The sequence below is a fragment of the Streptomyces sp. PKU-EA00015 genome (assembly GCF_013387495.1).
Lineage (GTDB): Bacteria > Actinomycetota > Actinomycetes > Streptomycetales > Streptomycetaceae > Streptomyces.
The window spans coordinates 43,257-66,962 of the sequence record NZ_JABZEE010000040.1 but is presented as its reverse complement, the minus strand read 5'-3'; the positions used below and the strand labels follow the sequence as shown (position 1 = coordinate 66,962).

The following is a 23,706-nucleotide window of genomic DNA, read 5'->3' as shown; positions in this document are numbered from 1 at the left end:
CAGCTCCGCCCACTTCGCAGGCCCGGGCAGTTCGGGGGCGACCCTGAGCGCCGCAGCGGGCCGGCGCGCCGGGGTGGTGGTGGCACGGGGGCAAAAGGGTCGCGCGAGATCACTCCTGACCAGCGATCAGGGGTGAGACCGGCCGCTCGAAGAAGGTCTCCAACACCACCGTGGCCTGCGTACCGCTGACTCCGTCGATCGCGTAGATCCGCCGCAACACGTCCTGCAACTGCTCGGTGGTCGCGGTCCTGACCTTCACCAGCACCGATGCACTGCCGGCGATGACGTGCGCCTCCAGGATCTCGGGGAGCGCGGCGAAGCTCTTCGCCGAATCACCCATCCACGAGACGGAGTTGACCATTACGTAGGCCAGGACGGCGTTGCCCACCGCCACCGGGTCCACCTCGACGGTGGTGCGCCGGATTGCGCCGCGTTCCCGCAGCTTCCGCACGCGTTCGTGAGCCGCTCCGGCGGAGAGGCCCACGGCCTGGCCCAGCGCGGCGTAGGACTGCGTGGCGTCCTGCTGGAGGTGCGCCAGCAGTTCACGATCGATGTGATCCACAACTCTCCATTCGGATTTGCCTTGCTGGGACCATATCTCATCTTGCACTCTGCGCTGTAGGCCGTAGTAGATTCGGTATCGTCTGGATGGGAAGGGCCCCGCATGACCAGTGAGCGCCCCGCGCTGTACGAGATGCTCGACGACCGGTTCCGTACAGGTCGCTGTATGAACGGCGATGACGGCCTGGAGGTCCTGTACACCGGCTGCCGCTGGGCCGAGGGACCGATCTACCTGCCCGCCTGGCGGCAGGTGATCTGGAGCGACATACCCAACGACCGGATGCTGCGTTGGGACGAGGAGACCGGCGCCGTCAGCGTCTTTCGCCGCTCGGCCGGGCACACCAACGGCAACACCCTCGACCGCCAGGGCCGACTGGTCACCTGTGAGCAGGGCAACCGCCGAGTGACACGAACCGAACACGACGGCACGCTCATGGTGCTGGCCGATCGCTGGCAGGGCAAGCGCCTGAACAGCCCGAACGACGCGGCAGTGAAGTCCGACGGCTCCATCTGGTTCTCCGACCCGGACTTCGGTATCACCAGCGACTACGAGGGCTGGCGCGCGCAGAGCGAGATCGGCTCCAACAACGTCTACCGCATCGATCCCGACACTGGCGAAGTGCAGCTGGTCGCCGACTGCTTCGGCGCCCCGAACGGCCTCGTCTTCTCCGCCGACGAGCGGCAACTCTTCGTCTCCGACACCCGGGCGGGCTGCATCCGGGTTTTCGACGTACGCGATGACGGCTCGCTGTCGGACGGCGAGATCTTCGCCGAAGCCGGGGACCGTGCGGCAGCCCGCTTCGACAACCTCCGCTTCGACGACGCCGGCCGACTCTGGGCGGCCGCGATGGACGACGGAGTGCACTGCTACGACCCCGACGGCACTCTGATCGGGCGGCTCGACGTCCCCGAGACGGTGGCCAACATCACCTGGGGCGGCGCCAAGCGCAACCGTCTCTTCATCGCCGCGGAGACCAGCCTCTACTCGGTGGTCATGGGCGTCACGGGCACGCACCCGACCGGACCGGGGCGCAGGCCCTGGCTGGATCCGCAGTCCCGGTGAACTTTTCCGAGCCGGCGCTCGGCTGGTGCACATACCCGGCGCCGGACGGTAGTCGGTCCAGCCCTCCCACCACGGCGGATCGGGCGGCCGCTGTGGTGGCTCGCTCACCGTGCACCTGGAGGGATTCCCCAACTCCTCGGCGAAGCGCGCCGATACCGGCGTCGGCGCCGCCCCGGACCGTGCCCGGCGTCTGAACGCGTGCCGCGCCCGGGCACTAGGCGCGGGCGGCGGCGAACGGGACGAAGGCCGTCCAGGAGGCCGGGGAGAGGGCGAGGTGGGGGCCCTCGGTGTCCTTGGAGTCGCGGACGTGGACGGTGTCGGGGCAGGCGGCGACCTCGACGCAGTCGTCGCCGGAGCTGCCGCTGTAGCTGGACTTGTGCCAGGAGAGGGCGACTTCGACGCAGGAGTCGCCGGAGCTGCCGCTGTAGCTGCTCTTGAACCAGGCCAGTTCTGGGGTGCTCATACCGCTCCTCGCATCTGCCGCAACAGGCTCAGGGAGTCCTCCAGGGTAAGAGCCTGTGACCGCATCCTGGCATACCGCATCTGGAGCATGCTGACCACTTTCGGGTCAGAGATGAACTGGCCGCTCTCCTGCCCTTCGCAGTAGCCGAGCCAGCGGTTGTCCGGGGTCTCCAGCAGCCGCATGGGGCCGTCCATCCCGGCGTGGCTCTCCCGCACCAGCGGCATGATCTGGATCTCGATGTTGCGCAGTTCGGCGAGGTCCAGGATGTGGTCGACGAGCTCCAGCGTGACCTGCCTACCGCCCGCGCGCCGCAGAAGCAGATGCTCCTCCAGGATGAAGCCGTACGCCGTGTTCGGCCGCTCCCGCAGCAGCCGCTGGCGGTCCGTCCGTGCGGCCAGCCGCGCCTCGATCTGCTCGTCCCCCAACGGCGGAAGGCGCTCGGCGAACAGCGTCCGCGCATACGCCTCCGTCTGTAACAGCCCCGGAATCAACCGGCACTCGTACGTGTAGAGGCTCACCGCCTCCGCCTCCAGGCTCGCCCACTGCCGGAACCAGCTCGCCAGACCCGGCCGCCGCGACAGATGCCGTGCCGCGCCCCTGATCGTGCCGAACGCGTCCAGTACCTCCTCCGCCCGGTCGACGAAGTCCGCCGGGGGAAACCGCCTGCCCTGTTCGATCGAGGCGACCGTCGGCAGCGAGTACCGCACCCGTGGCGCGAACTCCTCCTGCGTCAGGCGCGCCCGCTTCCGGAAGGCCTTGACCACCTCCCCGAAGGACTTCAGGCTGTCCGAGACCTCCGGCTCCCCGCCCGAACCGCCGCCTGTCGTCTCCGCCGTCATCTACGGCCACCTCCCCGCGCGTACCTGTGCTGAGCAACCCCGCAACGCGCCCATGGTCACGGTCGGTTACCCGTACTGTCCACCGCGGGTACCCGTACGCTGACTCAGCGTACGGGTTGCTGATCTGGGACAATGCGGCCACAGTCCACCACGGTGGGCATATGCGACCACCCATGAGCCCGCAACTGCAGGGCAGCGTACGTTCGTTCGCCCAGCGCTTCAGCTCCACCGCGCTCGGCGCACGCCTCGCCCGTCACCTGGCTGTCCATCAACTGCACGCGTGGGGTTTCCCGCACGGCAGCGGCGCGTCCGACACCACCGCGCTGATCGTCGCCGAACTGGCCGCGAACGCCGTGACACACGGGCGCGTGCCGGGCCGGGACTTCGAACTGAGGCTCACCCGGTTGCCCGGCACCCTGCGTATCGAGGTCTCGGACACACGGGGTGAGCGGCGGCCGCCCGTTCCGGGCCGACTGGCCGCGCCGGATGCCGTCGCGGACGGAGGGCGGGGGCTGCTGCTGGTGGAGAGCCTGGCCGACCGGTGGGCGGTCCTCGACCGGGTGCCCGTGGGGAAGACCGTCCGGGCCGAGCTGGACCTGCCGCCGCACTGACCCGTTTCCCCGCCCGTCAGCGCCCGCGTCAGGGTCTCAGGTGGGGCGGCAGAGCAGCGGCTTCGCCAGTTCGGCGCAGGGACGGTGGCCCTGGGCGCGGAGGATGTCCTTGCCGACCTCGTTCGCCAGGTAGCGCAGGAAGCCGGCGGCGATCGAGTCGGCGGGCGGCTCCCCGTAGGTGTAGGCGTACTCGGTCTGCCAGTACGGATACGCGCCGTCGTCGGCGCCTTCCAGCGTGGCCGCGTAGCCGTCGATCCGCACCCGCTGGAGGTCGTCGCGGGTGAGCGTGGCGCCGACCTCGCTGTGGCCGAGCGCGCCGGGGGTCGCGGCCACGGCGTCCAGGAGGGTGCCGGTGTCACCGACCTCGCAGCGGCCCGGTCTGCTCCCGTCCAGGGCCACGCAGTCACCTTCCGTGACCTCCATCAGCTCCTTGCCGCCGAGGACCTGCTGGACGAGCGTGGAGCGGGTGCCGGAGCCGGGGTTGCGGCTGACGAGCTGGACGGGGAGATCGTTGCCGCCGACCTGCCGCCAGTTGGTGACGCGGCCCGTGTAGATCTCCCTGACCTGCTTCAGGGAGAGGTCCTGGACCCCGGCGTCCTTGTTGACCACCAGGGTGAACAGGGACAACGCGACGGGTCTCGGCAGCAGTTGCGGGCGGCGGACGCTCTTGACCCCGTCGGTGAACGCCAGCCGGTCGGGGAGCCCGGCACTGCCCTGCTGCTTCGCGCGCCTGCCGGCCGCGGCGAGCGAGTCGAGTCCGGCGACGCTGCCCTTGAAGGAGTTCTCGGTGAGGGGGATGCGGGCGTCCGGACACGTCTTCTCGTACTGCTTCGCGGCCTCACGCACGACGGGGGCGAACGCGGTGGAGCCGGAGAGGACCAGCGTCCCCTTGGCGCAGTCCAGCGGGGCGGCCCGGACCTCGTCCCTGGTGAACGTGGTCAGGGACTGGGCGGCCGCCACGAGGACCAGCATGGCGATGAACGTCATGACGGGCTTCGAGGCGAGGACGTGGCTCGCGGTCTTCTTGATCGACCCGCCGTGCACCCCGCCCTTGATGCCGGCGACGATCACGGGGTCGGGGAACTCCGGGGCGGTGAACTCCTGTTCGCGTTCCAGGACCGCGAGGACCTTGTAGTGGTTGCCGCGGTTGAGGGCCACCTTCGGGAGGGTGATGCGGCCGTCGATCACCTCGAGGCCGGGGGCCGCCTCTGCGGGGACACCGTCGCGTGGCGTGTTCACGAAGGACCGGCGCAGGTAGTCGTGGCTCATCTCGGTCACGACCATGCCGACGACCTGACGGCCCGGGAAGCGGACCTCTATGCCGACCTCGGCGGAGCCCTGCGAGACGTAGTCGTCGGAGTCGATCAGGGTCCAGCCGCTGTTCTCGATGCGCAGCAGCGCGAACGAGGGATCGCGCAGCGAGGCGTCGTCCCGCTGCATCTGCCGCAGCACCCCGGCGTGCGGGGCCTCGGCCGCGTCCGGCGCGGTGGTGTCCATCTGGATCCGGTAGCCGAGCCGCTTGCGGCCCACGAGCGCGAACTCCCACGCCGCGGCCGCCACCGGAATGGCCAGACCGAGGATGGCGATCGTCGACTCCCAGGGAAAACCGTTCACCGCCGACTCCCGTGCTGTCCGGATACCGATGTGCGCCAAAATTACGAGCGCGTCAGCGGGAGCTGCGACGGCTGCCATGAGTGTTCGGACGGCATTCACCGGTCCGTCGCCAGGACCGGTGGGTGTTCACACGGCGTTGACCGTACGCGGGATGGTGGGGTTGCGGGGCCGGACGTCGAACCTGGATTTCTACTGTTTGGCCGACACGAGGGACCGTAGGCGTACACATCTGCCGTCCCCGGCGCCTCGTACACCACCGGGACGGTTCTCAGGGGTCGGTTGCGGCCGCTGAACCGGGCGTGAATAGGGTCACCGTTCGTGACGAAGATCAATCTCGCCCGGACGGCGACCACGACAGCAGCCGCCCTCGCCCTCCTCGGCGCCACGGCGCCGGTGCCCGCGCTCGCGGACGGCGGCACGTCCGCTCCAGCGGTGACGACCGATGCCCTGTTCAACGACCCCACCAGCCCCGACCCCGCACGGAGGGACGCGATACCCAACCACCTCGCCCGCCTCATCGACGGCGCGGTGCCAGGGTCCGACATCAAGATCTCCACGTACGTGTTCGGCTCCAAAGTGGTGGTGGAGCGGCTCAACGCGGCGCACCTGCGCGGGGTGAACGTCCAAGTGATCCTGGACAGTGCGACCCGCCGGCACTGGGAGGGCGGTCCGATGTACGACCTGCTCGCCGCCGGGCTCGCGAACAAGCCGGCCGGCTCGGGCAACTCCTGGGTGAGGCTGTGCGCCGACAAGCAGGCGTGCCTGGCGAAGGACCCGAACCCGGCGGACGGCTGGCCCAGCGTCAACCACAACAAGTTCTACCTGTTCTCCCGCACCACGGGCAGCGCCACCGCCACCGTGCCGGTGGACAACGTGGTCGTGCAGTCCTCCGCGAACATGACCACCTGGGACCGGCAGAAGTCCTGGAACGACGCCTTGACGGTGGCCGACAACCCGGTCCTGTACGGTGCCTACGCCGCCTACTTCGGGCGTCAGGTCGAGGCGCAGGCGGACCCGTCCAAGCAGGTCTCCGACGTGCTGATGGACACCCAGGCAGGCCGGGCCAAGGCCTATTTCTTCCCCCGGGCGACCACGGACGTCATCGTCAACATCCTCAGCACGGTGGACAACCCGGTTGACGGGAAGCCGGCCTGCCACGGCAACGACCCCGGCTACGGCACCACCGACGGGCGCACGGTGATCCGCGTCGCGATGCACGGGATCACCCGTCCGGAGGTCGCGCAGAAGCTGTGGGAGCTGGACGACGCGGGCTGCTACGTGGACATCGTGTACCGCGACCTCGACGCGTCGGGGACTACGGTCGAGCAGATACTCAACACGCCCACCCGGTACGGCGGCGTCGCCCTGCACAAGCTGGACGACGCGGCCGGCGGTACGCACACCGCCACCCACACCAAGTACCTGCTCGTCGAGGGCACCTACAAGGGCTTGAAGAACCAGAAGATCGTCTTCACCGGCAGCCACACCTACACCAAGTCGGCCCTTGTCGGTAACGACGAGGCGCTCTTGAAGTGGGACGACTCCACGGACCTCGGGCACCCCACCGCCTCGGTGTACGACGCCTACCGGGAGAACTTCCGCACCCAGCGCGCGGTCTCCGACGCGCAGAACACGCAGCCGTAGCCGTAGCCGTGACGGGCGGGCGCACGACGTCGTTGAAGGTGGTGGTCAAGCGAAGGCCACGGGGACCTCGGGGGATCCATCTCCCCCGGGTCTCGTGCTCCGGGCCCGGCCTCCCGCCCTTCCGGCGGCGCCTCGTGTGCTTCCGCCGGGCATATTGCGCCGGCACCCGGGCGGTCTCGAGGCAAGTACCCGGGGATTTCCTGTACCTCAACTCCTCACACCCGGGAGCCCGGAAGAGAAGGCTGTGTCAGCGTGTGCGCCGGGTTGCCGGCCAGTGACAGTGAACTCGCGGTGGTTGTCGCACAGTTCTTCGCCGGATGCTCAAGGTTCCTCCAACTTATTTGATCATCATCGTGTTTGGATGCGGGCTCAAGATCAACATCGGAAGGAACACGAGCCCATGCGCATCCACCGCACAGCACTCCTCGTCGCCACCACCGCGGCCCTCGCCCTCACCCCCCTCACCGCACGAGCCACACCGAAGAACCAGGCGAAGGAACCCACCGGCGTCACCGTCTCCAAGGAAACCAGCACCGACCGCGAGATACGCGAGTACTGGACCCCCGAACGCCTGAAGAACGCCAAGGAATACACCCCCACCAACCGCGGCAAGCACACCACCAGCCCCGACGCCACACGCACCGGCAGCAAAAAGATCTTCGCCTCCGCCAACGCGGCCAAGCCCGAGACCAGCACCACCACCACCACCACGACTGCACAGATGGCCGCCGCCGAAGTCGCCGTCGCGCAGGAAGTCCCCTACACCACCGGCCCGTCCTACTCCATCGTCGGCAAGCTGTTCTTCAAGAAGCCCGGCGCCACCACCGAATCCAAGTGCAGCGCATCGGTGATCGTCTCCAGCAACCGCAACACCCTCTGGACCGCCGGCCACTGCGCGCACCTCGGCGACGGAAGCGGATCGGCCGGCTTCATGAACGACATGTACTTCATCCCCGGCTACCGTGACGGGAGCGCCCCCTTCGGCGCCTGGAGTGTCAAGTACAAGATCGTCAACGACGACTGGATGAACAACGGCGACTCCTTCGACGCTGACTACGCAGCCCTCGTCCTCAACCCCCACCCCACCCACGGCAAGCTGCAGGACAACGTTGGAGCTCTCGGCTACTACTTCGCCGACAACGTCGAGGAGTACGACGACGTATACGCCGCGGGCTACCCCGGTGAGGGATACAACCGCACCGACATGATCGGCGAGCGGATGTACTACTGCTACGGCAACACCGTCGACGCCGGCCCCTACGACCCGTTCATCGACGACCGCAAGGAGATGGACTGCGACCAGGGCAAGGGCTCCTCCGGCGGCCCGTGGATCCGGGGCAAGTCCACCACCAACCCGCAGATCATCGCCAACTTCTCGCACTACGAGGATGACCCCAACACCGGCGTCCGCATCGACGACGACGTGTTCTCCAGCGAGTACGACTCGAAGTCCGCGAACACCATCAACACCGCGAACACCCTCAGCTAGCCTTTCCCGTACAGCCGAAGGGCCCTCGAGCATCCAGCTCGAGGGCTCTTGTCGTGTGCATGACAGCTCAGTCGTGCTCGCCGTACTTCGCCGCCTCCAACGCCCAAGCATCGAAGATTTCCTGCGTGCTCATCGACTCCACCCCAGCCGGCAACTCCTTGCCTGACCTGGCCAAGGCTTCCTCCCACAAGGCAATGTAGTCCGCGCGCGTCTTCACCGGCTCGGTATCCACCGTCACCGACGTGTCCTCCTCCGCAGCCCCGGCCGTCACCGCCACCGCGCCGCCAACGAGAGCCAGCGCACACACACCTATCGCGATCCGCTTCATGAGCCGCACCGTACCGTGACCTGGGCGTACCACCCCAGCCGCGCGGCCAGAAGGCCGATTTGCACCGTGATCACCGCCCTGCGCCCGGTGGATCTCGACCTTGTGCCCGGCCGGACCTGGCCTTCACCGGCGCCCGTGCCGAGGGTCCGGTCGCCGAGGAGCGGGAACGCGCAGTGACCGACCCTGTTCCGGACGCCGCTCGTGGTTAGGCTGCGAGCATGGGCAACCTGAGAGCGACAAGCCGGCGTCGTTTCCTCCAAGGTCTTTCGGGCGTCGCCGCCGCGGCCGTGGTGCCCGCGTGCGGGGCGGCCCAGGGCCCCGGACCACGGGCGCGGTCGCAGGCGGCGGTCACACCCACGTCCCGTGCACGGCGGATCCGGCCGCTGTACCTGGGGACGTACACCTCCGTCGACGGGGGCGGGACGGGGATCGGCGTCGCCGCGTACGACGAGACGACGGGACGCATCACCGGGGCGGGCGTCATCGAGGGTGTCGCGGACCCCTCGTACCTGGCCGTGCACCCCTCCGGCCGCACGCTGTACGCCGTCGACGAGCGCGAGGACGGTGCCGTGACCGCCGTGCGTCTGGCGGACGACGGCGATCACCGGGTGCTGGGCAGCCGGTCCACCGGCGGGGCCGCGCCCGCCCATCTGTCCGTGCACCCCTCCGGGCGCTGGCTGCTCAGCGCCAATTTCGGGTCCGGCAGCGTCGCCGTCCACCCCATCGACGACTCCGGGGCGCTCGGCGAGCGCACGGACCTCGTCCGGCACACGGGCCCGTCGCCGCACGCGCACCAGATCATCACCACGCCCGACCGCGGCCACGTCCTCGCCGTCGACCTCGGCAACGACACCGTGTACACCTACCGCCTCGACACCAGGGCGGGGACGCTCACCGAGGTGTCCCGCGCGGCCGTGCGCCCGGGAGCCGGTCCGCGCCATCTGACGTTCCATCCGTCCGGCTGGTACGCGTACCTCGCGAACGAGCTGGACAACACGGTGGTGGTCTGTGCCTACGACCCGGCGAGCGGCACGCTGCGGCCCGGCGAGCCGCAGTCGACCGGCACCGGCCCGGGCACCAGCTACCCCGCCCAGCTCGTGGTCACCCCCGACGGCGCGTACGCCTACCACGCCAACCGCGGCCCCGACACGCTGACCCGCTATGCCGTCGAGGCCCGCGGCTCCCGGCTGCGGCTGCTGGACACGGTGCCGGTCGGCGGCGACTTCCCGCGCCAGATCGCGCTGTCGCCCTCGGGCGGCCTGCTGTTCGCGGCGAACCAGCGCTCCGGCACCGTCACCGTCTTCCACGTGAACGCGCGCACGGGCGAACTGCGGTCGACGGGCGAGGCGTTCGCGTTCCCCGCGGCGGTCTGCGCGCTTCCGCTGTAGGGGCCGTCCGGCCAGGATCCGCCGGGCGTCCCTAGGTTCTGGGCAGGGCCGCGACCGCCCACTTCGCCCGGGTCGACAGCTCGCTCAGGGAGCTGCGGAAGCGCCCGGCGATCGTCTTCAGCAGGAGCTTGGCGTGGGCCATCGTCTCCCGTGCGAGGGTGTGGTCTCCCGCCTCGACCGCGGCGAGGACGAGTTCGAGATGCTGCTCCGTGATCTGCCGGCCCAGCCCCCGGCGGTGCCACTCCGAGACCGTCTCGTCGGGTGCGGGGCCGTCGCCCAGGCCGACGGCGACCCGGGCCCGGCCCAGCGCCTTGCGCGCCGCGGCGAGATCCCCCTTCAGGCGCTCGACGCGGGCCAGGGCGTAGGTCTCCGCGGCACGGTCCCAGCTCGTGTCCTGGAGCGAGGCGAGGTGGAACTGCGCGCGGGCCGCCTGCCCGTAATCCCCGAGGTCCTCCAGAGCCCGGCTGAGGGCACGCAGCCGCTCGCCGTCCGGCCCGGTGTCGTCCAGCATGCGTATCAGCGCCACCCGCGCGTGCTCGATGCGGCCCTGGCGGCGGGCCAGGCCGATCCAGGTGAACTCGCTCTCGGTCGCGGGATCCGGGCCGTACCGCTTCGCGTCCTCCTCGCGCGCCCACGCGACGACGCCGGCCGGGTCGTCGGACGCGCACCCACCGGGCGCCGACCGGACGAGGGGGACGTCCTCGGCCCGCCCGTGCAGGGCCACCAGCACGGCGGCGAGGCGCCGCTCCTCGAACCACTCCGTCCGCTCGGCGTCCTCACGCTCCAGCAGGAAGCGCAGCAGGGGAAGGTCGTCCGCGCGGCGGTCGTACTGCGCCGCGCGCAGCACCCCGGCCCGCAGTACCGGATCCGCTCCCGCCTCCGTCCAGGACGCGGGCCCGCCGGACCGCATCCGCTCCAGTGCCGCGCGGCCGGGAGCGAGGACGACCTCGCGCAGCGGCTCGCGCGCGTCCTCGTCCAGCAGCCGGTAGGCGCACAGCTCGGCGGAGTTGAGCAGCAGGTGGTCCGGCTCGGTGCGCCGGGCGGCCGCGTGCATCATGGCGTTCAGCTCGACGAGGGAGCGGGCCGGCAGCCCGAGGCCGTTGAGCAACGCGGCCCGCTGCGTGTCCAGTTCGGGGGCGAACGACTCACGGGCCTCCTCGTCCGCCGCGCCGACCTCGGCGAGCAGCGCTGCCTCGTCGAGACCGGGCGCGATGCCCTCGCAGTACGAGGGAAGCCCGATCAGGATCTCCAGGGCCTCGGTGACACTGCCGCCGACCAGGACCGCGTCGCCCTCGGACGAGGCGTACAGGACGGCGCCGTCCGCGCAGACGAAGTACGTGCCGCCGGTGTCGTCACCGGCGACCGGCTCCAGGGACGCACCGGACGCCAGGTGCACGTCCTCGACGTGATAGGCGCGACCGATGTCGAAGTCGAAGGGAAACGCGGCCAGTTCGGCCAGGTCCGGTCGTTCGCGGAGCAATTCGAGGGCAGGATCGGTCATGTGGCCGGAGCCTACTGGGGCTCCAGCAGGTCCCACTTGTTGCCGTAGAGGTCCTCGAAGACCGCGACCGTGCCATAGGGCTCGTACCGCGGCTCCTCCAGGAAGCGCACCCCCGCCGCCGTCATCCGGGCGTGGTCGCGGGCGAAGTCGTCGGTGTGGAGGAAGAAGCCGACCCGGCCGCCCGTCTGCGCGCCCACGCTCGCGCGCTCGCCGGCGTTCTTGGCCCGGGCGAGCAGCAGGCCCGTACCGGCCGGGGCGCCGGACGGGCGGACCACCACCCACCGCGAGGAGTCCCCGCGGTCCGTGTCCTCGACCAGGTCGAAGCCCAGAGCGTCACGGTAGAAAGCGATGGCCTCGTCGTAGTCGCGGACGACGAGGGAGACCAGGGCGATGAAGGACATGCAGCAGAGGTTATACGTATGACGACAGTGCGACAATGCCGCCATGAGCCTCCCGCCCCACCTGCTGGACCGCGCCCGTGCTCTCGCCGCCCCCGGGCGGCGCCGCATCCTGGGCCTTGCCGGAGCGCCCGGCGCCGGCAAGTCCACCCTCGCCGGCCGTCTCGTCGCCGCCCTGGACGGTCTCGCCGTGCTCGTCCCCATGGACGGCTTCCACCTGGCGCAGAGCCAACTGGAGCGCCTCGGCCTCGCCCACCGCAAGGGCGCACCCGACACCTTCGACGCCGCCGGATACGCCGCGCTGCTCGCTCGTCTGCGGGCGCCGGAACCGGACACCACCGTCTACGCGCCCGCCTTCGACCGCGGGATCGAGGAGCCGGTCGCGGGCAGCATCCCGGTCGGGCCCGACATCCCCCTCGTCGTCACCGAGGGCAACTACCTCCTCCACGACGAAGGGCACTGGGCCCGCGTCCGCCCCCTGATCGACGAGATCTGGTTCCTGGAACTCGACGAGCCGACCCGCGTGCGCCGGCTCGTCGACCGGCATGTGCGCTTCGGCAAGGAACGGCTGCACGCCGAGCGATGGGTCCGCGAGTCGGACGAGGTGAACGCCCGGCTGATCGGCCGGGGACGCGAGCGGGCCGACCTGGTGGTCGCGGTGAGCTGAGGCACGCCCCGGACCCGTCGGTTCCTGGACCTGCCCGCTCCGCCGTTCACCGGTGATCTGTAGGCTCGAACAAGGACACGTGGCGAGTGACGAGCACGAAGGGCGGTCGGCGTGGGGCTGTTCCGGCGAGGGCCGAAGCGCGACGGACGCGATGCGCCCCGGGACCCCGAGTTCGCCTTCCTCTCCGCGGGTGAAGGCACGCGGTTCCGCGGCCTCGTGCGCGAGGCCTTCGCCGAGCGGGGCCTCGAGGTGACCGTCTACGCGGACATGGTGTCGGACAGCGCGGGCCGCCAGTTCGGCCTCGGCAACCTCGCCGCCGTCTGCCACAACGACGAACGCGGACCGCGCGCCTGGCCCGAACTGGTCCACCAGCACGTCGGCATGGTCCTGCGCACCATGGAGGCGCCGTCCGCCCTGGAGACCCTGCCCAGGGAGCAGATCCGCGCCCAGCTCTACCCTCGCGTCGTCGGCGCCGACGGTCTCGACCCGAAGAACTTCGGCTACGCCCGCCCCCTCGCTCCCGGCCTCTTCGAGATCCTCGCCCTCGACCTCCCCGAGAGCGTCATGATGCTCACCGACGAGGCCCTCGAACCGCTCGGCGACCTGCCCTACCTGCGCGACCAGGCGCTCTACAACCTCCGCGGCCTGCCCGTCGAGGCCCACGAGACCGTCGCGGACGACGAGGGCATGCGCTTCGAGGTGGTGCTCGGGGACTCCTTCTACACCGCGAGCCGGGTGCTCGCGCTGGAGTCCGTCGTACGGCAGGTCACCGGCGAGGAGCTGACGGCCGACGGGGCGCTCGTGGCGATGCCGTTCCGCCACCAGCTCGCCTTCCACGCCATCCACGACACCGGCATGATCGCCGCGCTGAACGCCATGGCGTCCTTCGCGGCCACCGGCTACGAGGACACCCCCGGCGCCATCAGCCCCTACGTCTACTGGTGGCGGGCGGGCACCCTGACCCAGCTCAGCGACCGCGACGAGGACGGGGAAGGGCTGCGGATCACGGTCGGCGAGGAGTTCCACGCGCTGCTGGAGCGGCTGGTCGCCGAGGAGGGCGGACGGACCGGCGACGACGGCTGACCCGCCCTGGGACCGGCCCCGGGCGCACTCGCGCCCGCCGGTGTGCCGACGGAGGATGGCGGGCAGGACGGTCCGAGGAGACGACCGCAGGCCGGGCAGGAGGCCCCATGACCAGCACGCCGACCCCGTTCACCGCCGCCGACTACCGCGCGCGGATGACCCGCGCCGCCGAGTCCGCGGCCGACGCCGGGCTCGACGGGGTGCTGGTCGCGCCCGGACCGGATCTCGTCCACCTGACCGGCTACCGGCCCGTGGGCACCGAGCGGCTCACCGTCCTCGTCCTCACCGCCGGCCAGGACCCGGTCCTGGTCGTCCCCACCCTGGAGGCGCCCGACGCCGAGGCGGCGCCCGGCGCGTCCGCGCTGACCGTGCGCGACTGGACCGACGGCAAGGACCCGTACGCCGCCGTCGCCCCGCTCCTGGACGTGTCCGGCCGCTTCGCCGTCAGCGACAACACGTGGGCCATGCACCTGCTCGGCCTCCAGCGGGAACTGCCCGGCACCTCGTACGTCTCTCTGACGGAGGCGCTGCCCATGCTCCGCGCGGTGAAGGACGCGCGTGAACTCGCGCGCATCGAGGCGGCGGGCGCCGCCGCCGACGAGGCGTACGCCGAGATCCTCAAGGTGCCGTTCGCGGGCCGCGAGGAGACCGACGTGGCCGCCGATCTGGCCGCGCTGCTGCTGCGGTTCGGGCACTCGCAGGTCGACTTCACCGTCGTCGGCTCGGGCCCCAACGGAGCCAACCCGCACCACGAGGCGGGCGACCGCACGATCGTCCACGGCGACATGGTCGTGCTCGACTTCGGCGGCCTCAAGCACGGCTACGGCTCCGACACCACCCGCACTGTCCACGTCGGCGAGCCGAGCCCCGCCGAACAGCACGTCCACGACGTCGTGCGCGAGGCGCAGCAGGCCGGAGTCGACGCCGTCCGGCCAGGCGTCGCCTGCCAGGAGGTCGACCGGGCCGCCCGCGAGATCATCGAGGCGGCCGGGTACGGGGACCTGTTCGTCCACCGCACCGGCCACGGCATCGGCGTCACCACCCACGAACCGCCGTACATGATCGAGGGCGAGGACCAGCCGCTCGTCCCCGGCATGTGCTTCTCCGTCGAGCCCGGGATCTACCTCCCCGGCCGGTTCGGCGTCCGCATCGAGGACATCGTCACGGTCACCGAGGACGGGGTCCGCCGCTTCAACAACACCTCGCGCGAGATGGCGATCGTCGAGTAGCCCGCCCGGGCTTCGGGATCGGGCTTCGGGCATCGGGCGGGGTCGTGGACAGGGACTAGGACGCGGCGAGCACCACACTGCTCTCCGGCGCCAGGCGCAGCACCCCGTCACTGCCAGGGGCCTCCGCCTTGCCCCAGGCCGCGACGACCCGCCCGCCGCCGCCCAGCGCGATCGCGGCGGTGTCCGCGCCGAGGTTCACCGCGATCCGCAGATCGCCGCGCCGGTACGCCAGCCAGCGCCCCTGCTCGTCGTACGCCACCTTCACCGACGCCAGGTCCGGGTCGGTCAGATCCGGCAGCGTACGGCGCAGGGCGATCAGCTCCCGGTGCCAGGCGAGCAGGGCCGCGTGCGGCTCGCGTTCGCGCTCGGAGCGGTCCAGGCACGAGCGCTCCCGGGTGGCCGGTGACTGCGGGTCCGGCACGTCCTCCTCCGCCCAGCCGTGTTCCGCGAACTCCCGGCGCCGGCCCGCCCGTACGGCCTCGGCCAGCTCGGGGTCGGTGTGGTCGGTGAAGTACGTCCAGGGGGTGCTCGCGCCCCACTCCTCGCCCATGAAGAGCATCGGCGTGAACGGGGAGGTCAGCACCAGGGCCGCCGCGCACGCCAGCAGACCCGGCGTGAGAGTGGCCGAGAGCCGGTCGCCGAGCGCCCTGTTGCCGATCTGGTCATGGGTCTGCGCGTATCCGAGGAAGCGGTATCCGGGCGTGGTGTTCACGTCGACGGGCCGGCCGTGGGTGCGGCCGCGGAAGGTCGAGAACGTGCCGTCGTGGAAGAAGACGTGGTTCAGCGTCTTGGCGAGCGCGGCCATCGGGGCGCGCGCGAAGTCGGCGTAGTAGCCCTGGGACTCGCCGGTCAGCGCGGCGTGCAGAGCGTGGTGGAAGTCGTCGTTCCACTGGGCGTGCAGCCCCAGGCCGCCCTCGGCGCGGGGCGTCGTGGTGCGCGGGTCGCACCGGTCGGACTCGGCGATCAGGAACAGCGGCCGGCCGAGGTCGGCGGCCAGGGTGTCGACGGCGGCCGACAGCTCCTCCAGGAAGGTCAGGGCCCGGGTGTCGGCCAGCGCGTGCACCGCGTCGAGCCGCAGCCCGTCGATCCGGTAGTCCCGGAGCCAGGCCAGCGCGCTGCCCAGCAGGAAGGCGCGCACCTCGTCCGACCCGGGGGCGTCCAGGTTGACCGCCGAGCCCCAGGGAGTGTGGTGGGTGTCGGTGAAGTACGGGCCGAAGGCGGGCAGATGGTTGCCGGACGGGCCGAGGTGGTTGTGCACGACGTCCAGCACCACACCCAGTCCCAGCCCGTGCGCCGTGTCGACAAAGCGCTTCAGCGCCTCGGGGCCGCCGTACGGCTCGTGCACCGCCCAGAGGTCCACCCCGTCGTAGCCCCAGCCGTGCACGCCGGGGAACGGGCACAGCGGCATCAGCTCGACATGCGTGATGCCCAGATCGGCCAGTTCACCGAGGCGGGCCGCCGCCGCGTCGAGGGTGCCCTCGCGGGTGAAGGTGCCGATGTGCAGCTCGTAGAGGACCGCGCCCCGCAGGCCCCGGCCGGTCCACTCGTGCCGCCATACGTACGCGTCGTGGTCGACGACCGCGCTCGGGGCCTCCGGGCCGTCCGGCTGACGGCGCGAGCGCGGGTCCGGCCGCAGCGGACCCCCGTCCAGCGCGAAGCCGTACCGGGCGCCGTCGCCCGCCTCGGCCTCCGCGATCCACCAGCCCGCCCGGCCCTGGTCGCGCTCCATCGGGCGCTCGGCGCCCTCCAGCCACAGCGTGACCCGCTCCTCGGCCCGCGGCGCCCACACCTCGAACAACAGCACTGGCGAATCCCCTCGTCGTCGATGCCGGTCCCGTCGATCCCGTATGTCCCGTCCATCCTGACAAGACGAGGGTCTTCAGGCGGGGTGCTTGGGCCATTAAGGTCACGGGCCATGCCGATACCGACGGAGCCGCTGCCCGCGTTCCCGCCCGGCTTCCTGTGGGGAGCCGCCGCGTCCGCCTTCCAGACCGAGGGAGCCGCCGACGCCGACGGCAAGGGACCCTCCGGCTGGGACGCCTTCGCGGCCGCCGGACGGATCAAGGACGGCGCCGACGCCGCCCGCGGCACGGGCTTTTACGACCGCTTCTCCGAGGACGTCGCCCTGCTCGCCGGCCTCGGCGCCGATGTGTTCCGCTTCTCGGTCTCCTGGCCCCGCGTCGTCCCCGGCGGCAGCGGCCCGGTCAACGCCCGCGGACTCGACTTCTACGACCGGCTCGTCGACGAGCTGCGCGCCCACGGCATCACCCCCGCACCGACGCTCTACCACTGGGACACGCCGCTTCCGCTCGACGAGGCGGGCGGCTGGCTGCGCCGCGACACCGCCGAACGGTTCGCCGAGTACGCCGCGGCCGTCGCGGCACGCCTCACCGACCGCGTACCCCTGTGGATGACCGTCAACGAACCTGCCGAGGTCACCCTGCTCGGTTACGCACTCGGCGAGCACGCCCCCGGCCGGCAGCTCCTCTTCGACGCCCTGCCCGCCGCCCACCATCAGTTGCTCGCCCACGGCCTCGCCGTCCAGGCGCTGCGAGCGGCGGGTGCCACGGACATCGGCCTCGCCGTCTCCCACTCGCCCGTGTGGACGGCCGGCGACAGCGACGAGGACCGGTTCGCCGCCGAGCTCTACGACACGGTCACCAACCGGCTGTTCGCCGATCCGCTGCTCACCGGCGCCTACCCCGACGGCTTCGCCGAGCTCATGTCCGGCCCTGTCGCCGACGACCTCACCGTGATCGCGCAGCCGCTGGACTTCTACGGCGTGAACTACTACCACCCGATGCTCGTCGGCGCGCCCGCCCCGGACGCCCTCGACGGCTTCGCGGGCGTCGGCATGCCCGCGCAACTCCCGTTCGGACTGCGGGAGATCGTCGCCGACGAGCGCACCGACTTCGGCTGGCCCGTCGTCCCCGACGGACTGCGCGAGCTGCTGGTCTCGCTGAAGGACCGCTACGGCGACGGGCTGCCTCCCGTCGTCGTCACCGAGAACGGCTGCTCCTACGGCGGCATCGACGACCGGCGCCGTATCGCCTTCCTCGACGCCCATCTGCGGTCCCTGCACGAGGCGATGGCGTCCGGCGTCGACGTCCGCGGCTACTTCACCTGGTCGCTCACCGACAACATCGAGTGGGCCGAGGGAGCCTCACAGCGCTTCGGGCTCGTCCACGTCGACTACGAGACCCTCCGCCGCACGCCCAAGGCGTCGTACGCCTGGTACCGGGACGTGATCGCCGAGCAGAAGCGCCGCGGCGGGCGGTGATGCGGGGGTGTCCGGAGCCCCGGCTTCGGCCACCCCCGCGCACGGTCAGCTCCCCGTCGGGGGAACGAAGTTGATCCGCTCCTTGACCACCGGGTGGCCCGCCTTGGCGAAGTGCGCCGCCATCGGGAAGTTCCCCTGGTCGGTGGCGCCCGCGATGAACTCGGCGCCTCGCTCGGCGAGGAAGTGCGTGCACTCCGCGAGCAGGTCGTACGCGTAGCCGCGGCCGCGCTGCTCGGGGACGACGCCGATGAAGCCGATGCAGGGGCCGCCCGGATTGTGCGCCGGGATGTGAATGCCGGCGAGCTCGCCCTCGGGTGTGTGGGCGAGCTGCCACCACTCCCGCGGCGAGGGGCACCAGTGGAAGAAGTCCAGCTCCTCCTGTGCCGCCTGGTCGAGACCGCCCTCGGCGATCGCCCGGAGCGCGTGCGCGTCCAGCGTCACGGAGTGGATGCGCTTGAGCGCCTCGAAGAACACGGAGTCGTCCGGCTCCGGCCGGAACGTGAGGCGGCCCGGCCGCTCGGGCAGACCGTGCGCGGGTGTCCAGCGGTACATGAACCGCTCGACGAGCACCTCGTACCCGGCCGCCTTCGCGGCGCGGACCCGGGCCTCGGCGGCCGGCCGCGCGACCGGGTCGTCCCGCCAGCCGGCGGGCAGGTTGAGCTCCAGCTCGACCTGGAAGGGGGCGGTGCGCAGCAGTTCGGCGCCCGCCTCCTCCTCGCCGGCGGCGACGTCGAACCAATTGATGTTGACGGGCGTTTCGTCACCCGGGCCGCCCCACCAGGCGCCTCGGGCCACGACCTTGCCGTCGCGCAGGGCGATCCGCTTCCAGTCGGGCCGGTGGACGGTGCGGGCATGGCCCTCGGCCGCGCCGAGAGGGTCGGGCAGGGTGTCGAAAAGACGGGCGTCGCTCGCGTCGAGCGCGCGGATGACCAGATCGGTCATGAGGAAGTCCTCCGGGATGCGAGGTAGGTGAGGCGCTCCCGGTCAGACACTGAACGCCGGGCGGACGGGGCGGGAGCGCGGGAATCGTGTGAGGTGCACGGCACTCGCCTCCTTCCGTCGTCACGGGCGTCGGTGGGCACCCTAGACCGGCCGGCGCGCTCGGGTCCAGCCTTTTCCGGCTGCCCGGGTGCGGCCCAATACGCCGCTTCCGCAGGCCAGTTGGGCCGCACCGTGGCCGGAACGCCACCTTCCGTGCAGGTCAGAGGGGTCGCGCCGAACAGCAGAAGACCTGCTCTTCTGGACACCCCGGGCCCTTCGGCCCGACAATCTGCTTTGTGACGTCCTCCTACGAGTCCCCCACGTATCCCGCACGGCTGTCGGACGCCGAGCGCGAGCGTGTCCTCGATGTGCTCAGAGAGGGCGCGGCCCAGGGCAGGCTGTCGCACGAGACGTTCGTGCACCGGATGGAACTGGTCCTGGCCGCCCGCCGTTCGGAGGAGCTGGACGCCCTCACCGCCGACCTCGTCCACGAGAACAGGTGGGCCCGCCGGATCTACAGCGCGGTCGGCCGGGTCTCGGCGTTCTCCGTCCGGCTGCGCAGGGCCTGGCAGGCGGAGAAGCTGCCGCCGCTGCTGCTGCCCGAGCCGGGTCCGTACCCCCTGCGCATCGGCCGGGACCCGGTCAACGGACTGCGGCTGAGCCACGACACGGTCTCGCGGCTGCACGCCGAACTGAGCCACCAGGGCACTTTGTGGGTCCTGCGCGACCTCGGCTCGACCAACGGCACCACGGTCAACGGCCGCAGGGTGACCGGCGCGATCGTCGTCCAGGACGGCGACATGGTGGGCTTCGGCAGCATGAGCTTCCGCCTCACCGCCCGCTGAGCGGCGACCCGTTCGCCGTCGCGGTCAGCGGCATGGTCTTCACGGTCACGTCGAAGCCGTGGGAGCGCCTCCTCCGTCGGGCGGCCGCGGCTTCGGCCCCGCTGTGGCCCGCCCTCCACCCGAATGGCGTACCCATCGCCACGTCACCCGTACGGCCCTGCGCCGACTGCGGTGACGGTGGCCCGGTGGTCACCTGAAGGGAGCAGCGGGGCACCAGACCCGCGGCCGTGACAGGGGAGCGCACACCATGCACGCGGACATACGCCCCACGCCCGAGCCCTCACCGCCCACCGCCTCCGCGCTGCCCGCCGGGACGGGGCGCCGGGCCGGCGCGCTGCTGCCCGGCCTGCCCATGGGGAACGAGCACGAACTGTACGAGGGCTACCGCCGGCTGCGTGAGGAGCATCCCCTCACCTACGACGCGTCCGTCGGCGCCTGGCTGCTCAGCCGTTACCGCGACGTCGCCACCGCTCTGACCGATCTCCGCTTCACCCACGGCCACCGGCCCGGTGACGCGGGGTGCGCCGGGCACCTCGCGCCCGTCCCGCACGCGCTGCGCGAGATCGTCCAGCGCACCGCGTACGTCCTCGCCCGGCGGCTCGCGGGTCGTGAGCAGATCGACCTGGTGGAGGAGTTCTGCCGGTGGCTGCCGTCCGGGGCCGTCGGGGTACGGGGCAGGACGGCCGGCCGGGCGCTGCTCGCCGGGGGCTGCGTCTCCCAGGTCTCGGTGCGGGAGAAGGCCCTCGCCTCGTTCTTCGCCAATGTGCTCGACCAGTCCGACCGGCTGGCCGCGCTGCGGGCCGAACCGCGGCTCATCGCACGGGCGTGGACCGAGTCGCTGCGACGCGATCCGCCCGTGCTGGTGCTGATCCGCAGGACGGCCGCCGAGGTCACGCTCAGCGGAGGCACGCTGCCGGCGGGCGCGGCCGTCGCCTGCCTGATCGGCTCGGCGGGTCGGGACCCGGAGCGGTTCCGGGAGCCCGACCGGTTCGACATGCTCCGGGGCGATCCCGGCCAGCTCACCTTCGGTCTGGGCGGGTGCCCGGCCGTGGAGCTCGCGGCGATGGAGGCCGAGTACGGCCTGCGCGCGCTGAGCGAGGCGATGCCGAGGATGCGCTGGGCCGACGGATTCCGGCCGGTCGCCAGTGGCCTGATCACCCGGTCTCCCAAGACGCTGCTGGTCCGTCCGCGCGGCTGAGCAGCGCCACAGGACGCGCCGCGAACAGGTCGGCCACCGGCACCGGCACCTCACCGGTGAACTCGCGCTCCCCGCCCAGCAGATCGGTCCACCGGCCCGGCGGAAGCGTCAGAGCCGTGCCCCGCCAGCCGCCCTCGCCCTCCAGCCGCATCGAGAGCCGCGTGACGGCCGTGACCACCTCCTCGCCCCGGCGGAACGCGACGCAGTGCCCGGCTGCCGGGCCGGAGGCGGCCAGCGCCTCGTACGCGGCGCGGGCGCCGAACAGGTCCGGGCGCGCCCGGCGGAGTCTGAGCACCGTGGCCGTCAGGGCCTCCTTCTCCGCACTCAGACGACCCTCCGGGCCCGTCGCCGAGCCGGCCCCCGCGCCGACGGTCAGCGGCTCGGACAACGGAGGGCCGAAACGGGCCGGGGCCCGGTTGTCCGGGTCGACCAGGGCCAGGAACTCCCGCTCCGAGCCCTGGTACACGTCGGGCACACCCGGCATCGTCAGATGCAGCAGCGCCGCCCCCAGCACGTTCGCCCGCACGTACGGCGCGAGCTGCCGGACGAAGCGGGCCACCGAGTGCTGCGGCGAACCGGCCGGTCCGCTGCCCACGAACGCCGACACCGCCTTCTCGTACGCCGGGTCCGACTCCGTCCAGCTCGTGTGCACCCCCGCCTCGCGCACCGCCTTGAGCAGTGCCGCCTCCAGCCGGTCCGCGTCGGGGATTCCGAACCCGACGGCCGTCTGCCACGCCACCCACGCCAGCTGCGCGTCGGGGGCGCCGCCGCCCCCGGACGGGCTCTCGGCCTCCTCGGTGATCCGCTCCAGGAACCGCGCCCACCGCTCCGGGCACTCGGACAGCACCGCGATGCGCGCCCGCACGTCCGCGCTGCGCTTGGTGTCGTGCGTGGTCAGCACCGTGCCCGTGCCCGCCCAGTCGCGGGCCAGGCGGGCGCAGAAGGCATGGAAGGCCGCGGGCTCCACCGCGGGGTTCCCGGGGTCGCCGCCCACCTCGTTGGCCGAGATCAGCGGCGCGTACCGGTAGAACGCGGTGTCCTCCACCGACTTGGCCCGCAGCGCCGAGGCCGTCTGGGCGAAGCGCGCCCGGAACCGGACGTGGTCCGGCCCGTCACCGAGCCGGCCCAGTGCAAGGTCCCGCACCACGTCCACCGCGGCCGCCTCCTCGGGCACGGCGAACGTGTCGCGTGCCGCCCGCGCCGCGTCCTCGGGGAGCGCGGACTCGGCATCGACCCGGTAGGGCCGGTAGACGGGCACGCGGACCAGCAGCTCACGTACGGCCGCACGCAGCGCCCACGGGGCGTGGTCGCGCAGCCGCGTGTCCTCGGCGCAGATCCGCTCGGCGAGCCGGACGAGCGTCGCGGTCTCGGCTGCCAGCTCGTGCGTCACCACCTCGTAGGCCGCGCGCCGCGCCGTTGCCTCCCACCGTCCGCCGAGGCTGTCGTCCACGTCGGTGAAGTCGCGGTAGACGCCGACCAGTTGGCGCACGCCCGCCGGGTCGGTGAACAGGCCGTCGATCCGGCGCAGCGCGTCGTACCCCGTCGTGCCCGCGACGGGCCAGCCGGCCGGAAGCCGCTCGTCGCCGGTGAGGATCTTCTCCACGACGATCCAGCTCCCCCTACGGCCCGGCGGCCGTGGGAGGGGCCCCCAACCGCCGGTCGCCTCGTCGAGCCTGCGCAGATAACCCTCCGGGTCGGCCACCCCGTCCGGATGGTCCACCCGCAGCCCGTCGACGACGCCGTCCCGCACCAGCTCCAGGATCTTGGCGTGGGTCGCGTCGAAGACCTCGGGGTCCTCCACCCGCACCCCGATGAGGTCCGAGACGGTGAAGAACCGCCGGTAGTTGAGTTCGGTACGGGCAAGGCGCCACCACGCGAGGCGGTACCACTGGGCGTCCAGCAGCTCGGGCAGCGGCAGGTGCGCGGTCGACGCGCGCAACGGGAACCGCTGCTCCCCGTGGTGCAGCACCTCCCCTTCGACCCGCAGCTGCGCCAGCTCGCCGCCGATGCGCCCGGGCAGCACCGGGAGCAGCACCTTGCCGTCCCCGGCGGCCCAGTCGATGTCGAACCAGCGGGCGAACGGCGATCGCGGGCCCTCGCGCAGCACCTCCCACAGCGCGCGGTTGTAGCGCGGGACGGCGGCCATGTGGTTCGGCACGATGTCGACGACCAGGCCCAGGCCGTGCTCGCGGGCCGTGTGGGACAGGCGGCGCAGCCCCTCCTCGCCGCCGAGCTCCGCGCGGACACGGCCGTGGTCGACGACGTCGTACCCATGCGTGGACCCGGGCACCGCCTCCAGAACCGGCGACAGGTGCAGGTGGGAGACGCCGAGGTCGGCGAGATACGGAACCGCCGCCTCGGCGGCCGCGAACGGGAAGTCCGGCTGCAGCTGGAGCCGGTAGGTGGCCGTGGGTGTCATGCGAACATACGTACCCGCCCTGAACGCTTCTGTGCCGCCGGTCCCGGCCGTTCGGTCGATCGAGTGATCATCCGCCCGGCCGGGAACTTCCGCGGGCGCCCCCGC

The 23,706-nt window shown here is 71.8% G+C and carries 21 protein-coding genes; 11 read left to right on the top strand and 10 right to left on the bottom strand.

Going from position 1 to position 23,706, the window contains the following annotated elements; genetic code table 11:
* Window positions 1–109: 109 nt before the first annotated feature.
* Window positions 110–562, bottom strand: a complete 453-nt coding sequence (locus HW130_RS24135) for an Lrp/AsnC family transcriptional regulator (RefSeq protein ID WP_177151780.1) — start codon at window positions 560–562, stop codon at window positions 110–112.
* Between the two features lie 102 nt (window positions 563–664).
* Between HW130_RS24135 and HW130_RS24130 the strand changes: the two genes are divergently transcribed.
* The gene (locus HW130_RS24130) at window positions 665–1,624 is read left to right on the top strand and encodes an SMP-30/gluconolactonase/LRE family protein (RefSeq protein WP_177151779.1); all 960 of its coding nucleotides are present in this window, start codon (window positions 665–667) and stop codon (window positions 1,622–1,624) included.
* Window positions 1,625–1,838: 214 nt separating this feature from the next.
* On the opposite strand, the gene HW130_RS24125 is transcribed toward HW130_RS24130, so the two are convergent.
* Window positions 1,839–2,087, bottom strand: coding sequence for a DUF397 domain-containing protein (locus HW130_RS24125; RefSeq protein WP_177151778.1), 249 nt, complete (start codon window positions 2,085–2,087; stop codon window positions 1,839–1,841).
* A complete protein-coding gene (locus HW130_RS24120) occupies window positions 2,084–2,926 on the bottom strand; it encodes a helix-turn-helix transcriptional regulator (protein ID WP_177151777.1) in 843 nt (280 codons plus the stop codon). The genes HW130_RS24125 and HW130_RS24120 overlap by 4 nt, the downstream gene beginning before the upstream one ends.
* Before the next feature lie 161 nt (window positions 2,927–3,087).
* Here HW130_RS24120 and HW130_RS24115 point away from each other — a divergent pair, with 161 nt between their 5' ends.
* A complete protein-coding gene (locus HW130_RS24115) occupies window positions 3,088–3,537 on the top strand; it encodes an ATP-binding protein (protein WP_177151776.1) in 450 nt (149 codons plus the stop codon).
* A gap of 36 nt (window positions 3,538–3,573) precedes the next feature.
* Here the strand turns inward: HW130_RS24115 and HW130_RS24110 are convergent, their stop codons facing one another.
* Complete coding sequence (locus HW130_RS24110) at window positions 3,574–5,151, bottom strand: substrate-binding domain-containing protein (RefSeq protein WP_309140549.1); 1,578 nt, start codon at window positions 5,149–5,151, stop codon at window positions 3,574–3,576.
* A 318-nt stretch (window positions 5,152–5,469) separates the two neighbouring features.
* On the opposite strand from HW130_RS24110, the gene HW130_RS24105 reads away from it, so the two are divergent.
* A complete protein-coding gene (locus tag HW130_RS24105) occupies window positions 5,470–6,795 on the top strand; it encodes a phospholipase D-like domain-containing protein (RefSeq protein ID WP_177151774.1) in 1,326 nt (441 codons plus the stop codon).
* 400 nt (window positions 6,796–7,195) lie between these two features.
* Window positions 7,196–8,284, top strand: coding sequence for a serine protease (locus HW130_RS24100; RefSeq protein WP_177151773.1), 1,089 nt, complete (start codon window positions 7,196–7,198; stop codon window positions 8,282–8,284).
* A 67-nt stretch (window positions 8,285–8,351) separates the two neighbouring features.
* Here HW130_RS24100 and HW130_RS24095 read toward each other — a convergent pair whose 3' ends face one another.
* A complete protein-coding gene (locus tag HW130_RS24095; protein WP_177151772.1) occupies window positions 8,352–8,612 on the bottom strand; it encodes a hypothetical protein in 261 nt (86 codons plus the stop codon).
* Window positions 8,613–8,830: 218 nt separating this feature from the next.
* Here HW130_RS24095 and HW130_RS24090 point away from each other — a divergent pair, with 218 nt between their 5' ends.
* Entirely contained in the window at window positions 8,831–10,000 is a 1,170-nt protein-coding gene (locus HW130_RS24090; protein WP_177151771.1) for a lactonase family protein, read from the top strand.
* A 31-nt stretch (window positions 10,001–10,031) separates the two neighbouring features.
* Here the strand turns inward: HW130_RS24090 and HW130_RS24085 are convergent, their stop codons facing one another.
* Both HW130_RS24085 and HW130_RS24080 read right to left on the bottom strand, forming a co-directional pair.
* Window positions 10,032–11,501: a hypothetical protein gene (locus HW130_RS24085; RefSeq protein WP_256356292.1), complete on the bottom strand. Its 1,470-nt coding sequence runs from the start codon at window positions 11,499–11,501 to the stop codon at window positions 10,032–10,034.
* An 11-nt stretch (window positions 11,502–11,512) separates the two neighbouring features.
* On the bottom strand, window positions 11,513–11,902 hold the full coding sequence (locus HW130_RS24080; protein WP_177151770.1) for a VOC family protein: 390 nt from the start codon (window positions 11,900–11,902) through the stop codon (window positions 11,513–11,515).
* Between the two features lie 43 nt (window positions 11,903–11,945).
* Between HW130_RS24080 and HW130_RS24075 the strand changes: the two genes are divergently transcribed.
* The 3 genes from HW130_RS24075 to HW130_RS24065 all read left to right on the top strand — a co-directional run bounded on the left by HW130_RS24075 (window position 11,946) and on the right by HW130_RS24065 (window position 14,878).
* Complete coding sequence (locus HW130_RS24075; RefSeq protein WP_177151769.1) at window positions 11,946–12,566, top strand: nucleoside/nucleotide kinase family protein; 621 nt, start codon at window positions 11,946–11,948, stop codon at window positions 12,564–12,566.
* 111 nt (window positions 12,567–12,677) lie between these two features.
* Window positions 12,678–13,649: a hypothetical protein gene (locus HW130_RS24070; RefSeq protein WP_177151768.1), complete on the top strand. Its 972-nt coding sequence runs from the start codon at window positions 12,678–12,680 to the stop codon at window positions 13,647–13,649.
* Window positions 13,650–13,756: 107 nt separating this feature from the next.
* Window positions 13,757–14,878, top strand: a complete 1,122-nt coding sequence (locus HW130_RS24065; RefSeq protein ID WP_177151767.1) for a Xaa-Pro peptidase family protein — start codon at window positions 13,757–13,759, stop codon at window positions 14,876–14,878.
* 55 nt (window positions 14,879–14,933) lie between these two features.
* Here the strand turns inward: HW130_RS24065 and treZ are convergent, their stop codons facing one another.
* Window positions 14,934–16,679 (bottom strand): malto-oligosyltrehalose trehalohydrolase, encoded by a 1,746-nt coding sequence (gene treZ, locus HW130_RS24060; protein ID WP_177151807.1) that lies wholly within the window; start codon window positions 16,677–16,679, stop codon window positions 14,934–14,936.
* A 114-nt stretch (window positions 16,680–16,793) separates the two neighbouring features.
* Between treZ and HW130_RS24055 the strand changes: the two genes are divergently transcribed.
* Window positions 16,794–18,158 carry a GH1 family beta-glucosidase gene (locus HW130_RS24055; RefSeq protein WP_177151766.1) on the top strand — a complete coding sequence of 455 codons (1,365 nt, stop codon included), beginning with the start codon at window positions 16,794–16,796 and terminating at the stop codon, window positions 18,156–18,158.
* Between the two features lie 45 nt (window positions 18,159–18,203).
* On the opposite strand, the gene HW130_RS24050 is transcribed toward HW130_RS24055, so the two are convergent.
* Window positions 18,204–19,100 carry a GNAT family N-acetyltransferase gene (locus HW130_RS24050; protein WP_177151765.1) on the bottom strand — a complete coding sequence of 299 codons (897 nt, stop codon included), beginning with the start codon at window positions 19,098–19,100 and terminating at the stop codon, window positions 18,204–18,206.
* Window positions 19,101–19,435: 335 nt separating this feature from the next.
* Between HW130_RS24050 and HW130_RS24045 the strand changes: the two genes are divergently transcribed.
* Both HW130_RS24045 and HW130_RS24040 read left to right on the top strand, forming a co-directional pair.
* Entirely contained in the window at window positions 19,436–19,984 is a 549-nt protein-coding gene (locus HW130_RS24045) for a DUF1707 and FHA domain-containing protein (RefSeq protein WP_177151764.1), read from the top strand.
* Window positions 19,985–20,231: 247 nt separating this feature from the next.
* On the top strand, window positions 20,232–21,182 hold the full coding sequence (locus HW130_RS24040; protein ID WP_177151763.1) for a cytochrome P450: 951 nt from the start codon (window positions 20,232–20,234) through the stop codon (window positions 21,180–21,182).
* Here HW130_RS24040 and treY read toward each other — a convergent pair.
* Entirely contained in the window at window positions 21,139–23,601 is a 2,463-nt protein-coding gene (gene treY, locus HW130_RS24035; RefSeq protein ID WP_177151762.1) for a malto-oligosyltrehalose synthase, read from the bottom strand. The two genes, HW130_RS24040 and treY, sit on opposite strands and share 44 nt — an antisense overlap.
* Window positions 23,602–23,706: the final 105 nt, after the last annotated feature.

Bases quoted from the DNA above. Each gene is read 5' to 3' on its own strand.
- HW130_RS24040 (WP_177151763.1), top strand. From the start codon at position 20,232: ATGCACGCGGACATACGCCCCACGCCCGAGCCCTCACCGCCCACCGCC.
- HW130_RS24120 (WP_177151777.1), bottom strand. From the start codon at position 2,926: ATGACGGCGGAGACGACAGGCGGCGGTTCGGGCGGGGAGCCGGAGGTC.
- HW130_RS24115 (WP_177151776.1), top strand. From the start codon at position 3,088: ATGCGACCACCCATGAGCCCGCAACTGCAGGGCAGCGTACGTTCGTTC.
- HW130_RS24100 (WP_177151773.1), top strand. From the start codon at position 7,196: ATGCGCATCCACCGCACAGCACTCCTCGTCGCCACCACCGCGGCCCTC.
- HW130_RS24090 (WP_177151771.1), top strand. From the start codon at position 8,831: ATGGGCAACCTGAGAGCGACAAGCCGGCGTCGTTTCCTCCAAGGTCTT.
- HW130_RS24085 (WP_256356292.1), bottom strand. From the start codon at position 11,501: ATGACCGATCCTGCCCTCGAATTGCTCCGCGAACGACCGGACCTGGCC.
- HW130_RS24095 (WP_177151772.1), bottom strand. From the start codon at position 8,612: ATGAAGCGGATCGCGATAGGTGTGTGTGCGCTGGCTCTCGTTGGCGGC.
- HW130_RS24125 (WP_177151778.1), bottom strand. From the start codon at position 2,087: ATGAGCACCCCAGAACTGGCCTGGTTCAAGAGCAGCTACAGCGGCAGC.
- HW130_RS24050 (WP_177151765.1), bottom strand. From the start codon at position 19,100: ATGACCGATCTGGTCATCCGCGCGCTCGACGCGAGCGACGCCCGTCTT.
- HW130_RS24065 (WP_177151767.1), top strand. From the start codon at position 13,757: ATGACCAGCACGCCGACCCCGTTCACCGCCGCCGACTACCGCGCGCGG.
- HW130_RS24075 (WP_177151769.1), top strand. From the start codon at position 11,946: ATGAGCCTCCCGCCCCACCTGCTGGACCGCGCCCGTGCTCTCGCCGCC.
- treY (WP_177151762.1), bottom strand. From the start codon at position 23,601: ATGACACCCACGGCCACCTACCGGCTCCAGCTGCAGCCGGACTTCCCG.
- HW130_RS24055 (WP_177151766.1), top strand. From the start codon at position 16,794: ATGCCGATACCGACGGAGCCGCTGCCCGCGTTCCCGCCCGGCTTCCTG.
- HW130_RS24080 (WP_177151770.1), bottom strand. From the start codon at position 11,902: ATGTCCTTCATCGCCCTGGTCTCCCTCGTCGTCCGCGACTACGACGAG.
- HW130_RS24130 (WP_177151779.1), top strand. From the start codon at position 665: ATGACCAGTGAGCGCCCCGCGCTGTACGAGATGCTCGACGACCGGTTC.